This window comes from Streptococcus cristatus, from assembly GCF_003943515.1.
Taxonomy (GTDB): Bacteria; Bacillota; Bacilli; order Lactobacillales; family Streptococcaceae; genus Streptococcus; species Streptococcus cristatus_D.
Window position 1 is genome coordinate 99970 of sequence record NZ_RJPT01000003.1, and the last position, 15410, is coordinate 115379.

At 43.8% G+C, this 15410-nt stretch carries 11 protein-coding genes; 7 read left to right on the forward strand and 4 right to left on the reverse strand.

Annotation, left to right across the window (positions count from 1 at the left end; all coding sequences use genetic code 11):
• Positions 1–78 precede the first annotated feature (78 nt).
• The 5 genes from D8791_RS04840 (at position 79) to D8791_RS04860 (ending at position 7169) form a co-directional block, all read left to right on the forward strand.
• A complete protein-coding gene (locus tag D8791_RS04840; protein ID WP_125446478.1) occupies positions 79–1260 on the forward strand; it encodes an MFS transporter in 1182 nt (393 codons plus the stop codon).
• A 256-nt stretch (positions 1261–1516) separates the two neighbouring features.
• Complete coding sequence (locus D8791_RS04845) at positions 1517–1921, forward strand: PaaI family thioesterase (RefSeq protein WP_005589681.1); 405 nt, start codon at positions 1517–1519, stop codon at positions 1919–1921.
• Entirely contained in the window at positions 1902–2663 is a 762-nt protein-coding gene (locus D8791_RS04850) for an HAD family hydrolase (RefSeq protein ID WP_125446479.1), read from the forward strand. The genes D8791_RS04845 and D8791_RS04850 overlap by 20 nt, the downstream gene beginning before the upstream one ends.
• A gap of 158 nt (positions 2664–2821) precedes the next feature.
• The gene (gene tpiA / locus D8791_RS04855; protein WP_005589685.1) at positions 2822–3580 is read left to right on the forward strand and encodes a triose-phosphate isomerase; all 759 of its coding nucleotides are present in this window, start codon (positions 2822–2824) and stop codon (positions 3578–3580) included.
• A 64-nt stretch (positions 3581–3644) separates the two neighbouring features.
• Entirely contained in the window at positions 3645–7169 is a 3525-nt protein-coding gene (locus D8791_RS04860) for a GBS Bsp-like repeat-containing protein (protein WP_125446480.1), read from the forward strand.
• A 187-nt stretch (positions 7170–7356) separates the two neighbouring features.
• On the opposite strand, the gene D8791_RS04865 is transcribed toward D8791_RS04860, so the two are convergent.
• From D8791_RS04865 to D8791_RS04880, 4 genes are read right to left on the reverse strand one after another with little or no spacing between them, the layout of a single operon-like run.
• Complete coding sequence (locus tag D8791_RS04865) at positions 7357–8592, reverse strand: aminoacyltransferase (RefSeq protein ID WP_125446481.1); 1236 nt, start codon at positions 8590–8592, stop codon at positions 7357–7359.
• 14 nt (positions 8593–8606) lie between these two features.
• Positions 8607–9821, reverse strand: coding sequence for an aminoacyltransferase (locus D8791_RS04870; protein ID WP_185760560.1), 1215 nt, complete (start codon positions 9819–9821; stop codon positions 8607–8609).
• The gene (gene yidA / locus D8791_RS04875) at positions 9821–10630 is read right to left on the reverse strand and encodes a sugar-phosphatase (protein ID WP_125446483.1); all 810 of its coding nucleotides are present in this window, start codon (positions 10628–10630) and stop codon (positions 9821–9823) included. Before yidA ends, D8791_RS04870 begins: the two co-directional genes overlap by 1 nt.
• Before the next feature lies 1 nt (position 10631).
• Positions 10632–11933: an HD domain-containing protein gene (locus D8791_RS04880; protein ID WP_125446484.1), complete on the reverse strand. Its 1302-nt coding sequence runs from the start codon at positions 11931–11933 to the stop codon at positions 10632–10634.
• Positions 11934–12050: 117 nt separating this feature from the next.
• Here D8791_RS04880 and D8791_RS04885 point away from each other — a divergent pair, with 117 nt between their 5' ends.
• Complete coding sequence (locus D8791_RS04885) at positions 12051–12440, forward strand: YwiB family protein (protein WP_185760561.1); 390 nt, start codon at positions 12051–12053, stop codon at positions 12438–12440.
• Positions 12441–12646: 206 nt separating this feature from the next.
• Positions 12647–15343 carry a cation-translocating P-type ATPase gene (locus D8791_RS04890; protein ID WP_125446486.1) on the forward strand — a complete coding sequence of 899 codons (2697 nt, stop codon included), beginning with the start codon at positions 12647–12649 and terminating at the stop codon, positions 15341–15343.
• Positions 15344–15410: the final 67 nt, after the last annotated feature.

The following is a 15410-nucleotide window of genomic DNA, read 5'->3' on the forward strand; positions in this document are numbered from 1 at the left end:
TTTCCCAAATATGGGAAAAATAAAGAAACTCCCTCTATTCCTGATACAATAGTTTCAGAAATGGAAGGAGGTATTTTTATGAATCGACAGGCAGCACAGCTGATTACACGGGCTACTATTAATAAAATCGGAAATATGCTCTATGACTATGGAAACAGCATCTGGCTTACTTCTTTGGGAGCTCTGGGACAGACGGTTTTGGGCATTTATCAGATATCAGAGCTAGTCACTTCCATCTTATTCAATCCTTTTGGGGGAGCTATTACGGACCGCTTTTCCAGACGTAAGGTGCTGATGGTAACGGACTTGATTTGTGCTGGACTTTGTCTGCTTATTTCCTTTATTTCTAATGACCAGCTCATGATTGGAGCGCTGATTTTTGCTAATGTGGTTCAGGCTATAGCCTTTGCTTTTTCTAGGCCAGCTAATAAGTCTTATATTACAGAAATTGTGGACAAGGAAGACATTGTAACCTACAATTCTCATCTGGAATTGGCCTTGCAGGTTATCAGTGTCTCAGCTCCAGTTTTGTCTTTTATCGTAATGCAGTATGCAAATTTGCGCGTAACCCTTCAGCTGGATGCTATTAGCTTCTTTCTGGCTTTTGCCTTGGTTTACTTTCTGCCTAATCATGAGCCAAGCAAGCAGAAGTCTCCCATTAATCTTGGAAATATCCTGGGAGATATCAAGGAAGGTTTAGTTTATATCCGTCAGCAAAAAGAAATTTTCTTTCTGCTCTTGGTAGCTTCTGCAGTCAACTTTTTCTTTGCGGCTTTTAATTATCTATTGCCTTTTACCAATCAGCTCTACGGCAAGACCGGCTCTTATGCAACTATTCTGAGTTTGGGTGCTATAGGCTCAATCATTGGAGCCATTCTAGCCAGCAAGGTTAAGGCTAGTATGGGCAACCTGCTTGTAGCCCTGTTATTGACAGGTGTTGGAGTCGCAGTCATGGGCGTCTCTTCCTTGCTACCGGTTCATCCCTATTTTTCTTATTCTGGTAATCTTATCTGTGAGCTCTTTATGACTGTTTTTAACATTCATTTCTTCAGTCAGGTTCAGACCAAGGTGGAGCAGCAGTATCTAGGCCGAGTTTTCTCAACGATCTACACGCTGGCAATTCTTTTCATGCCTCCTGCGACTTTCCTGATGACTCTTCTGCCGAGTGTCCACACCCTTTCCTTTCTTCTGATTGGTTTCGGAGTGATGGGATTGGCTTTGATTTCCTACCTTTATCAAAAGAGAATACAAAAAGACTAGGCTGGAGTGATTTCCAACCTAGTTTAATGTTTTGTCTTGCAAATCTTCAGCTGAGAATTTTTAAATTCATTACTAGTCTAATTTGGCTTAGAACTTTATTTCCAACCTACCAGCTCAAATCGGCTGATAGATTAGGAGTGCTAGAGATTTGGATAGCTGGTAGAAAAAATTTTTCCATTGGAATGTACATATAATCATTGTTCCTTGCTAGTAAAAGTAGTATGATGGGGTATAAGCAAAATTAATGGAGTGAGGAATGAAAGATTTTCATTTTGATGCGATTTCAGCATTTGAAAACTATAAAATTGAGGAGGCCAAAGATGGCCATGTTTTAGTAACGACAGAGGTCGTCCCCTCTTCTCTAAACTATTATGGCAATGCACATGGAGGTTACTTGTTCACCTTGTGCGATCAGATAAGTGGTTTGGTTGTCATTTCACAAGGAGCTGACGCTGTGACCTTGCAATCTTCTATCAATTATCTAAAAGCGGCCAAACTAGGTGATACTCTGAGCATTGAGGGGAACTGTATCCATGCCGGCCGGACAACTAGAGTGGTGGATGTGGATATTGTCAACCAAGATGGAAAGAATGTCTGCAAGGGAACCTTTACCATGTTTGTCACTGGCGAAAGGGGAGAAAATGCACAAGTTAGAATATAAACATTATCTTTTTGACTTTTACGGAACACTAGTAGATATCCGGACTGACGAAGATGATCCGACTTTATGGTTGTATCTTTCCCGCATCTATGCAGCATATGGAGCAGATTATCAGCCAGAAGACTTGAAAAAGAAATATGGGCAATTGGTAGTAGAGCAAGAAAGTAAGATAGCCCAAGAGAAAGGCCTTGTCTATCCAGAGGTTGATTTGGTGGCGGTTTTCATTCAGCTTTTGGAGGAAGCTCCAACTAAGCATGAAACCCAGGCTCCGCTTCCTGATTTGCAGGCTTGGGGAGAGCAGCTGGCCGTAACGTTTCGGAGTTTGTCCCGTCGTCAGCTCCATGCCTATCCCAATACCTTGAAAGTTTTAAAGGCCATTAAGGACCAGGGAGGCGATATTATATTGCTATCCAATGCTCAAAAGGCTTTTACAATGCCAGAAATTGAATTGACGGGTTGTGCCGATTATCTGGACAAAGTTTATATTTCTTCGGATTATCAGATCAAAAAACCACAAGCAGAATGGTTAGAACTCGTACTGGAGGAGAATCAGTTCAATCCAGAAGCTACGGTGATGGTTGGCAATGATTTTTCTACGGATATGGCTATTGCTCAAGCTGTTGGGATTGATGGCGTTTTGCTGAACACCTTTCCATACTCGGATTCAGAGATAAACAATCTCAATAAAATGCAGGCTAGAGTCATTACAGATATAGAAGAACTGCTGGAAAATAGGAAGTAAAGGATGCTACGAGGTCTTTTAATGGTTTATTCACAGCCAAAACTGTGGATAACTCGCAGAAACATTACGATTTGATGAAAAATTGTGGATAACCTTTATTAATTTGCTTACTTATGATATAATAGCCCATATAAATAAAAATAGAAGAGGTATGTGAAATGTCACGTAAACCATTTATCGCTGGTAACTGGAAAATGAACAAAAATCCAGAAGAAGCAAAAGCATTCGTTGAAGCAGTTGCGTCAAAACTTCCTTCATCAGATCTTGTTGAAGCAGGTATCGCAGCTCCTGCAGTTGATTTGACAACTGTTCTTGCTGCTGCAAAGGGTTCAAACCTTAAAGTTGCTGCTCAAAACTGCTACTTTGAAAATGCAGGTGCTTTCACTGGTGAAACAAGCCCACAAGTTTTGAAAGAAATCGGTACAGATTACGTTGTTATCGGTCACTCAGAACGCCGTGACTACTTCCATGAAACTGATGAAGATATCAACAAAAAAGCAAAAGCAATCTTTGCAAACGGTATGCTTCCAATCATCTGTTGTGGTGAGTCACTTGAAACTTACGAAGCTGGTAAAGCTGCTGAGTTTGTAGGTGCTCAAGTATCAGCTGCTTTGGCTGGATTGACAGCTGAACAAGTTGCTGCATCAGTTATCGCTTACGAGCCAATCTGGGCTATCGGTACTGGTAAATCAGCTTCACAAGACGACGCACAAAAGATGTGTAAGGTTGTTCGTGACGTTGTAGCTGCTGACTTTGGTCAAGAAGTTGCTGATAAAGTTCGCGTTCAATACGGTGGTTCTGTTAAACCTGAAAACGTTGCTTCATACATGGCTTGCCCAGATGTGGATGGTGCCCTTGTTGGTGGTGCGTCACTTGAAGCTGAAAGTTTCTTAGCTCTTCTTGATTTTGTGAAATAAGAATAACAATAAATGGCTTGTCGCCTTAAAGGTGGCAAGCTTTTTAAAAGTTTGGAGATAAAAGGTGAAATCAAAGGAACTTATCTATTTAGCCAGTACAGCTATATTGCTAGCAGCAACGGCTAACGTAGTACAGGCAGAAGAAAATACGCCGACAACCACAGACCCTGAAGTAGCTAAGGCAGAACTTCAAGTAGAAAAGGATCATCAACATCAGCAGGTAGCCTTACCAGAAGCGGTGTCTACTGACCGTCAAGTCAAACAAGAAAGCTCGGTCGCAAAAGCTGAAGCTAGTACAGTATACAAGGCACCAGAAAATCTGGCACCTGCTGCTAGTCTGGTCAAGGAGAATGTATCAGAAAATAAAGCGAGTGAACAAGCAAAGACAGTTGCTTCTGAAGCGATTCAGAATCCAGTAAAGGCTGAGCAGACTTCCCCAGCGATCAGCGCCAGTCCTGTATCTAAAAAAGGAAGCACTTCTTTTTATAATGCGGCTTCTTCATCTGGACAAACAGCGCGTAGCAATTCACAAGCAGAAATCAAGGGCTCTACCTTTGTGGATGTGAGTAGTCATAACGGCCATATCAGTGTAGAAGACTATCGCCAATTAGCATCCAAAGGTGTCGGCGGTGTCGTTGTCAAACTGACAGAAGGAACCTACTATACAAATCCTTATGCTGAGTCTCAGGTTCGAAATGCGCAAGCAGCTGGTTTGCAAGTATCAACCTATGCCTTCTCGCATTATACAAATGATGCAGAAGCCAGAGCAGAGGCTCGTTACTATGCTGCTTTTGCTAATAAACTGTCCTTGCCTAAAAATACAGTCATGGTCAATGACATGGAAGACCCTAAAATGCAAACGGGGATCAACCAGCATACTCAGGCTTGGGCAGATGAAATGCGCAAGCAGGGATATGCAAATCTGATGTATTACACAAGTGCTAGCTGGGTTGACCAGAACAACCTACGCCACAAGGGTTCAATCAATACATCTCTCTTTGGTCTTGATAATTTTTGGATTGCTCAGTATCCAGCACCGAAGCTAAGTGCAAATGATGCTAAAAGTTTGAAGTACAATAGCAGAGCAGGAGCTTGGCAATTTACTTCTCAAGCGCAGCTGCTTTCTGGTAAGCATGTTTTCGATCAAAGTATTGACTACTCTGGTAGATTTACTGCTAGAGCTACTTTGGTTAAACAACCGCTGACAGGTAAGATTAGTATTCAAAATAATAATCCAAAAACTGGCACATTTGATGTTGTTGTTTCCGAAGTTTCCGCACCACATGGAGTTCAGGAAGTTAAACTTCCGACTTGGTCCAGTGAGCGTGGGCAAGATGATATTGTTTGGTACACTGCAACGAAGCAAGCTAACGGGACTTATAAGCTGACAGTGAATGCTGCCAACCATAAAGGCTCTACGGGCGAATACAATGTTCATTTGTATTACGTTCAAGGTGATGGTAAGTTAGTCGGTGTTGGTGGTACAACGACTAAGGTTTCAGTTGCTAAACCAGAGGGCAAGCTGACTATTGCCAACAACAATCCTAAGACCGGTACATTCGATGTGATTGTTTCTGAGGTTTCTAGCCCCCAAGGCGTTCGTGAAGTCTTGCTTCCGACTTGGTCAAATGAGAATGGTCAGGATGATATTATTTGGCACAAGGCACAGAAACAGTCAGACGGTACTTATAAATTCACCGTCCGTTCTAGCGAGCATAAGAATTCTGTTGGCGACTACAGTGTCCACTTGTACTATATCCAAAACGACGGCAAGATGGTCGGTGTTGGCGGTACAACGGCTAAAGTCACTCGTGCTTCAGTTGCTAAGCCAGAAGGCAAGCTGACTATTGCCAACAACGATCCAAAGACCGGTACATTCGATGTGATCGTGTCAGAAGTTTCTAGCCCGCAAGGGGTTCGTGAAGTCTTGCTTCCAACTTGGTCAAATGATCAAGGTCAGGATGACATCATTTGGCACAAGGCACAGAAACAGTCAGATGGTACTTATAAATTTACTGTCCGTTCCAGCGATCATAAGAATTCTGTTGGGGACTACAGTGTCCACTTGTATTATATCCAAAACGATGGCAAGATGGTCGGCGTTGGCGGTACAACGACTAAAGTCACTCGAGCTTCAGTTGCTAAGCCAGAAGGCAAACTGACTATTGCCAACAACGATCCAAAGACCGGTACATTCGATGTGATCGTGTCAGAAGTTTCTAGCCCGCAAGGTGTTCGTGAAGTCTTACTTCCAACTTGGTCACATGAGCAAGGTCAGGATGACATCATCTGGCACAAGGCACAGAAACAGTCAGATGGTACTTATAAATTTACTGTCCGTTCCAGCGATCATAAGAATTCCGTTGGTGACTACAGTGTCCACTTGTATTATATCCAAAACGATGGCAAGATGGTCGGCGTTGGCGGTACAACGACTAAAGTCACTCGAGCTTCAGTTGCTAAGCCAGAAGGCAAACTGACTATTGCCAACAACGATCCAAAGACCGGTACATTCGATGTGATCGTGTCTGAAGTTTCTAGCCCACAAGGTGTTCGTGAAGTCTTGCTTCCAACTTGGTCAAATGAGCAAGGTCAGGATGACATCATTTGGCACAAGGCGCAGAAACAGTCGGACGGTACTTATAAATTTACTGTCCGTGCTAGCGAGCACAAGAATTCCGTTGGTGACTACAGTGTCCACTTGTACTATGTTCAAAATGACGGCAAGATGGTCGGTGTAGGTGGTACAACAACCAAGGTTTCCATTGCGACAGGGGAGAAACCACAGGGAAAAATCAGTATCCAAAATAAAAATAATGAAACTGGTGAATTTGATATCGTCGTTTCTGGTGTTGTAGCTCCAGAAGGGGTCAAAGAAGTCTACCTGCCAACTTGGTCCAGTGAAAACGGACAAGATGATATTAAGTGGTACACAGCAGAACGCCAAGCAGATGGTACTTATCGCAAGCGTGTTTATGCGAGAGATCATAAAAATAGTCAAGGCGAGTACAATGTGCATCTGTATTATTTGAACAATCGCAATCAGCTGCAAGGAGCTGGTGGAGAGAAAACTACGGTTTCTATTAAACATCCTCAATCGCCTAGCAGTCAGCGTGATCGTGTTCTTGCAGCAGCAGCAGCGATGGTTGGCGTCAAGGGAGGCAGTGCTGAGCACCACCGTCTGGTCAATGACTATAATAGTGTTAGACCGCTACCAGTCGGTTATGCTGTAAAGAATTCAGATGACTGGTGCGACATTTTCACAACAGTTATTTTCCAAAGAGAAGGCTTGAGCGATCTTATCGGTCGTGAATGCGGTGTTGAGCGCCATATTCACATCTTTAAACGTCTAGGTATCTGGAATGAAGATGGTAATTCTACCCCTAAAGCGGGCGATATCATCACCTTTAACTGGGATCAAAATAGCCAGCAAAACGATGGCTGGGCTGATCATATCGGTATTGTCGAAAAAGTTGAAAATGGTATCATTCATACGATTGAAGGTAATAGTAACGACGAAGTTAAACGCAATACTTACCGTATTGGTCACGGAAATATCCGTGGTTTTGCATCACCTCGTTATAGATAAACACAAAAAGAGAGTGGGACAGAAATCGGTAATTCGTTAGAATTCGATTTCGTCGTCCCACCTCAGCACAGTTGAGTAGGGCTGTGAAAGCTGATGAAATCAGCGTAGTAGAGCCCACTCAACCACTGCGTCTTGCTCGACAATCCAAAGACAATTGAGAGGCTAGGACTTTTGTCCCAGCCTCTTTTTAACGTCTTAGAATTTTCTTTATGAGCTGAAGCAGCTTAAACTTGAGTGGGTTAGGATAATAACGGAAAGTTCCCATTTTTCGGACGATGAAGCCATTGAAGTTTTGCTTGAAGCGCAGAACGCCGTCGGAACCATCGAAAATTCCCATAATACCGAGGAAATTATAAAATGGAATGCCTCTCTTGATGCTCTCGGTCATAACGTATTCCTGCAGCAGGGCTGGAGCGTAGAATTTGTTAAACTCAGGATAGGAGCCGCTGAAGAGATAGGTTGTTTCCTGAGGAGTATAGATAAAGAGACTGGCAGCTAGGACTTGGTCTTGGTCACCGTACTTGTCAATCAGCTCTTGGGCTTCAACTTTGCGGGTTTCAAAGCTGTTAAACTGGCTGGAAAGTTCTCGCAGCTGATTTTGTTTCTTTTCAGATTGAGGATTGTTTTCCAAGTCAGCCTGCAGTTTTTGAATTTTCTGGCCCAGCTTTTCTTGGTCTTTTTGTAAGTTCTGAAGATAGTCCTTGAAGTTGAGACTGGCTGTCATAAAGTCCGCCTGTTGACCAAAGCTATCATAAAAATCTTGATAGTAGTCTAGTGGCTTGTCATCATATTCCCGCCTGTCAGAAGTGGCAGCTGTGATATCTTTGAAAACGCTGAGTTGGTCACGTTCTAGTCTTTTAAGCTTGATACCAAAGGTATTCGCCTTTTTGACAGTCGCCTTACCATTTTTACTGAAGGACTTGAGCAGGTCTTTCTCTGTCAGACCATGTAAGTCTTTGACATAATGCCAATCAGGCTCCCCGCCTGGATAGCCTGTCTGTAGGCCATCAAAGTCAAAGCCTAAATCAGTCAGTTGCTGGATAAGCTCGACTTTTTCATCAGATGTGGGCTGGCCATTGCTGTCAAAGGTCTGATAAGTCTCGTAGGGCTTGATGATGAGCTCTAAGGCGCCTTCTTTTTTAGCGTAAGCCTGCAAGGCTTGATAGAAGGGAGTTAGATATTGAGCATCAGTAGAGACAGGGCCGCAGTTGATTTCCATATGAAGACCGCCAGTCATGGGCATACTGTAGAGGACAGCTGACAACGCTACCTGTCCCTGCGGGTCCGTATAGCCGACATACCGGGTACTGAAGCCACGCTTGCTCAGCAGCTCTGCCATTTCCACGGTCTGCATAAAAGAGCGTTGGGAGCTAGCTGAGGTATGCTGGATGAATTCTTCTTGGCTGAGAAGTTTGAAGGTCATAGGCTTCCTTTCTTTTAATGCTTGCTGCGCAGTTTCTTTCTGAGAGTGTAGGCCAGATTGGAGAGGTGGTAAAGAGGATTGGTCGGCAAGTTAAACTCACCAGCAAATTCCTCAATGGTCGGATTGAACTTGGATTTAAAGCTGTAGAGACCGCCCTTGAGGTCGTTTTCGATTCCACCCATATTTTGCCAATCTGCTCCGCGCTCAAAAGCATGTTTGGCCGTTTCGTACCAAGTGATAATGGCTGGCTGGTAGCGACGGTATTCCTCGTCCATTCCAGCATAGATATTTTCAGAAGTCTTTCCGTATTCTAAGACCAGTGTGCCAGACAGGGGAACGACAGCAGCACCTTGGCTGATTTTATCCTCTATAAAGTCAATTTCTTCTTGGAGGCGTTTCTGTTCTTGCTGGTTATTCTCAATCTTGCCAGGCTTGGTTTTCTCGGTAAATTTCTCTGCTTCTTTAAGTGTCTTGGTCAGCTGAGCCTGCAAGTCTTCCAAGCGTGCCTTTAGATCAATGCTAGACAAGGTGATGTAGGAGTGCTCAGGATAAGTATCCAAGAGTTTTTGGTAATAGTCTTTGCCGCGTAGGTGGATGTTTTTTCTGTTTTCTGTCTTCTTCATCAAGGCTGAAAAGTCATCCAGTAATTCTGCTCCGCCAAATTGGATTTGAATACCTTTATTACGGGCTGTACGAATAGCCTGCCGAGTACTCTTAGAAAGCAGATCCTCGCTGAAATCTTCTTTATGAATATTGGCCTGCAAGCGAGGCTGGATGGTTTCGTCTAGAGACTCAGTCCGTCCGACCCAGACAGCTCCAGCTTGCTGTAGCTTTTGAATCAGCTCAATCGTCTCTGCTTTGTCTTGCAATTCACCGCCCATCTTGCTTTCTGCCAAAAAGAGGCTGGGATCAAACTTGACAAAAAGCGCTTTTTTCTCCTTGGCAAATTTCTTGAGCGACGCCAAAACAAAGGTCAGCAGCTCCTTGTCACTATAGTCCATGATAGGACCGCGCGGGATATAAAGCAGGGTCATCCCCAAAGGCAGTGGTTTGATTAGGATACTGGCTGCAGCAACCAAGTGGTCGTCTTTATAGAAGCCCAAGCGCTCATTTCCCCAGTTGTCCTTGATTTGAGCCCAGGCTGCGCTCTGCAGGAGATTGGCCTGCGGATGAGCCATGACAAAATCATCGTGTTCCTGAGCTGAAATTCCAATTTTGTAGCTGTACATTATTTTAAAACCCACTCTCTAATAGCGTGTGCTACGCCGGATTCTTCGTTCGATTTGGTGATATATTTGGCGATTTTCTTGAGTTCTTCCTTACCGTTTTCCATGACAACAGGAGAGCCGACAGCTTCCAGCATGGCGCGGTCATTTTCTTCATCACCGATAGCCATGGTCTGCTCCTTGCTCAAGCCCAGTTTTTCAGCCAGATGGAGGATAGCAGCTCCTTTATTGACAGTTTTTTTGACAATTTCTAGATAGAAAGGAGCTGATTTAACTAGTGTATATTTTTCGGCCAATCCTGGTGGCAGCTTAGCAATGGCTGCATCCAGAATTTCTGGTTCATCAATATACATGCACTTGACGATTTCTTTATCAGCTATTTCTTCAGGTGTGCGATAGAAAATAGGCATGTTGACCAGATTAGACTCGTAAACAGTGTACTTACCGATGTTGCGATTGGCTGTATAAATGCCGTCCTTGGTGATGGCATGCATGTGAACGCCTAATTTTCGTCCGAGCAGCTCGATATCCAGATAGTCGTCATAGGTCAGTGTTTCTTTGATTAATTCTTGACCTGTAACAGTATCCTGCACCAGTCCGCCATTGAAGGTCACGACATAGTTGCCTGGTTGATTAAGTTCTAGCTCCTCGAGGAGTTTTTTTACACCTGCAATAGGACGGCCGGTTGCAATGACGATTTTAACGCCAGCAGCCTTGGCATCCTGAACAGCGCTGAAGACTTCAGCAGTGATTTCTTTTTGGTTATTTAAAAGGGTACCGTCAATGTCAACGGCAACTAATTTGATAGACATTTTATTCTCCGTAGGTAAATTGGTCGTTTTTGATATAGTGCATAAAGGTCTGGTTTTTTTCGCTGAAAAGTCCTGTATCTGCCAGCATTTCCTTGGGGAAGTAGAAGCGATTGTCGCCCTGTCTGGTGCCGGCCAGCGAATGGACGATAGGAGACAGGCTAGATAGTTCTGCTAAGCTCCCATCTTTTTGCAGGATTTCAATCTGGGTCCGAGGTTTTTCAACATCGGGCCGGTAGAAATCATAAGGCAAATCAAAATTACGATGAATAGCAGTATAGTAATCGGGGTCAAAACCAACCTGTCCAACTAGGTCTCGCATGATAACCAAATGCGCTTCGTTTTCCTGAGAGAAGACGATAGACTTAAAGACCTTGCGGTTGATAAAACGCTGAGCCAAGTCTGATAAAATCTTGTCCGGACTAGTCATCCAAACTTGGAAATAGGTATTCATAACACCATCATCCAAGGCCAGATAATCCTGCAGGGTCACTCTGTTTTCAAAGAAGGGAATGAGATTGGGCGATGACAGCGCAAAATAATCCTTCTGAGCCGGATAGAGAAACTTGGCCCGCTTGAGCAGATTTTGCAGCAAAACTTCCATAGCCCTACTGGCCGGGTGGAAATAGACCTGCATGTACATCTGGTAGCGGCTGACCACATAGTCCTCTACCGCATGCATACCATTGCGCTTGAAGGCGATGCCCTTTTCTACTGGACAAATCACTCGCAGAATCCGAGTCAAGTCAAATTGTCCATAGGAAGCGCCAGTAAAAAAGGAATCTCGCAAGAGATAGTCCATCCGGTCCACATCAATCTGGCTGGAAATCAGCTGAACTACCTGTTTATTGGGGTAAGTGTGATTGATGACGCTAGCCACCTTTTCGGGGAAATCTGGCGAAACCTGCACCAAGGCCTGATGAATCTCTGTTTCAGGACTGGTGATAATTTGCCGCGTAATATCCTCGTGATTAGTATCAAAGAGGCGCTCAAAAGTGTGTGAATAAGCTCCGTGCCCCAAGTCATGCAGGAGAGCGGCTGTCATGGTCAGCAGGCTTTCGTGACTATCCCAGACATCGCTATATTTTTCATTGAAAATCTTGGTGATGCGTCGAGCAATCTCATAGGCTCCCAGACAATGCGAAAAACGGCTGTGCTCCCCGCCGTGAAAAGTATAGCCAGAAGTGCCCAGCTGTTTGATGCGACGCAGCCGTTGAAATTCTTTGGTATTGATTAAATCATAAATGACCTGATGATCCACATGCACATAATTGTGAACCGGGTCCCGAAATACTTTTTCAATCATAATCCTATTATATCATAAATGCTCAGTGGGCGAAATTCAAAGCCCGAAGTAGAAAGGAAGAATTCTCAAGAAATTTTTGATAAAATAGAAGAAAGAAACAAGGAATGTGAGAAAATAATGAAAATTAGAATGAGAAATCAAATCAAATTAGATGAGCAAATGGAGTTGATTGACCAGGTCTATGATGTAGAATGGACACAAAAAGGGAGCAATCACTATTTGATTTATCAAAGCGAGGAGCAGGAAAAAGTCGTTCTGAAGTTTAATGAGGACAAGCTGACCATGACCCGCTTTTCTGAGCCAAAAACCATTCTCCATTTTATCAAGAATGGTCAGCATGTAGTATCCATCCCGACTCCGCTAGGAGCTCAGCATTTTGTGACGGACACTCAGCATTATCACTTAGATGTAGAAAATCAGGCTTTGGAACTTCATTATGATTTGAAAAGAGCCGAAGATGATCAGCTCTTTGCCTCTTATCAGATGAAAATAGAATGGCAAGAATAAAAAATTGAAAAATAACAGCTCTGCCTTGAAAAATACAAAAATTTTGGTATAATAAATACACTCAAGGGAGTAGCTAACGGTTTTACCGTTACAAGGTCGTCAATACGAAAGAAATTTCCGGCCTTGTATGAAATAGCGAGACTTGTTAATAAACAGGTCTCTTTTTTGTTTATTTTGAAAGAGGCCCATCAAAAGGAGGAGACATTTTGTCAAAAGAACAAAAGCGCCAAGCTTTTTATACTCAAAGTCCTGAGGAAGTTTTGCAAGCAATGGAAGCTTCCGAACAAGGGTTGACCAGCAGCCAAGCCCAGCAACGTTTGGCGGACTACGGTCGCAATGAATTGGAAGAAGGAGAGAAAAAGACTCTCTTGATGAAATTCATTGAGCAGTTCAAGGATTTGATGATTATCATCTTGTTGGTAGCGGCTATCTTGTCTGTTGTGACGTCAGGTGGAGAGGATATTGCAGATGCTATCATTATCCTAGCCGTGGTCATCATCAATGCTATTTTTGGTGTCTACCAAGAAGGTAAGGCTGAAGAAGCCATTGCGGCTCTCAAATCTATGTCCAGCCCAGCTGCGCGTGTCCTGCGTGATGGCCATGTCACAGAAGTGGATTCTAAGGTCTTGGTACCTGGAGATATCGTTCGACTGGAAGCCGGCGATGTTGTACCGGCAGATATGCGACTGTTGGAAGCTAATTCCCTGAAAATCGAAGAAGCCGCTCTGACAGGTGAGTCTGTGCCAGTTGAGAAAGATTTGACTGTTGCAGTAGCTGCTGATGCTGGTATCGGCGACCGGGTCAATATGGCCTTCCAAAACTCCAATGTCACTTACGGTCGAGGAGTAGGGGTTGTTGTCAATACTGGGATGTACACTGAAGTCGGTCATATCGCAGGCATGTTGCAAGATGCAGATGAAACGGACACACCGCTCAAGCAAAACCTCAATAGCTTGTCTAAGGTTCTGACCTATGCTATCTTGGTAATTGCTGCGGTGACCTTTGTAGTCGGTGTCTTCATTCAAGGAAAAGATCCACTTGGTGAACTGATGACTTCGGTTGCTCTTGCGGTTGCGGCGATTCCAGAAGGTCTGCCAGCTATCGTTACCATTGTTCTGGCTTTGGGAACTCAGGTTTTGGCTAAGCGGAATTCGATTGTCCGTAAGCTTCCAGCTGTTGAGACTTTGGGTTCAACTGAGATTATCGCTTCAGATAAGACTGGTACCTTGACCATGAACAAAATGACGGTCGAAAAAGTCTTTTATGACGGAGTCTTGAATGAAGCTGGACAAGATATTGAACTTGGCTTGGAGCTGCCGCTCTTGCGTTCGGTTGTCTTAGCCAATGATACTAAGATTGACCAAGAAGGCAAGCTGATTGGTGACCCAACAGAAACAGCCTTTATCCAATATGCCTTGGACAAGGGCTATGATGTTAAAGGATTTTTAGAGAAATATCCTCGTGTAGCAGAGCTGCCATTTGATTCAGATCGTAAGCTCATGTCTACTGTTCACCCATTACCAGATGGGAAGTTCTTAGTGGCAGTTAAGGGGGCTCCCGACCAACTCTTGAAACGTTGTGTTGCCCGTGATAAGGCTGGAGATATTGCAGCAATTGATGATACTACTTCACAGCTGATCAAGTCTAATAACTCAGAAATGGCTCACCAAGCTCTGCGCGTGCTGGCTGGTGCCTACAAGATTATTGATGTAGTTCCGACTGACTTGACCTCTGAAAATCTAGAAAATGATTTAATCTTTACTGGTTTAATCGGTATGATTGACCCAGAACGTGCCGAAGCTGCAGAAGCTGTTCGTGTAGCCAAGGAAGCAGGAATCCGTCCGATTATGATTACTGGTGACCACCAAGATACAGCTGAAGCCATTGCTAAGCGCTTGGGAATCATTGAAGCAGGAGATACGGAAGACCATGTTCTGACAGGTGCTGAGCTCAACGAGCTTTCAGATGCAGAATTCGAAAAAGTAGTTGGTCAATACTCTGTCTATGCCCGGGTTTCTCCTGAGCACAAGGTACGGATTGTCAAAGCTTGGCAAAACCAAGGTAAGGTCGTTGCCATGACAGGTGATGGTGTCAATGACGCACCAGCTCTGAAGACAGCCGATATTGGTATCGGTATGGGAATCACAGGTACAGAAGTATCTAAGGGTGCTTCTGACATGATTCTAGCGGATGATAACTTTGCGACAATTATCGTCGCAGTTGAAGAAGGACGGAAAGTCTTTTCAAATATTCAAAAGACCATTCAATACCTTCTTTCTGCTAATACAGCTGAAGTGCTGACTATTTTCTTGGCAACCCTCTTTGGATGGGATGTTCTGCAGCCCGTTCATCTGCTTTGGATCAACTTGGTAACAGATACCTTCCCAGCTATCGCCTTGGGAGTTGAACCTGCCGAGCCAGGTGTCATGACTCATAAGCCTCGTGGCCGTAAGTCTAGCTTCTTCTCTGGTGGTGTCATGAGTTCCATCATCTATCAAGGACTGCTGCAAGGTGCTCTCGTTCTGTCCGTCTATGGCTATGCTATTGCTAATCCTGTACATATTGGTGATGTAAAAGCGATCCATGCGGATGCCCTTACTATGGCCTTTGCAACTCTAGGCCTTATTCAGCTCTTCCATGCTTACAATGTGAAATCTGTTTACCAATCTATCTTTACAGTTGGACCGTTTAATTCTAAGACCTTTAACTGGTCTATTCTGGTTTCTTTCATCCTCTTGATTTCAACCATTGTGATTGATCCACTGGAAAAGATTTTCCATGTGACCAAGTTAGATTTGACCCAATGGACTGTTGTCCTGATCGGCAGTTTCTCTATGATTATCATTGTTGAAATTGTTAAGTTCATCCAACGTAAATTAGGTATGGACAAGAATGCTATTTAAGAGCAAAAAGTCATCTACGGATGGCTTTTTTGCGTAAATATGGGTTTGGTGGCGGTGGTGGATCTGA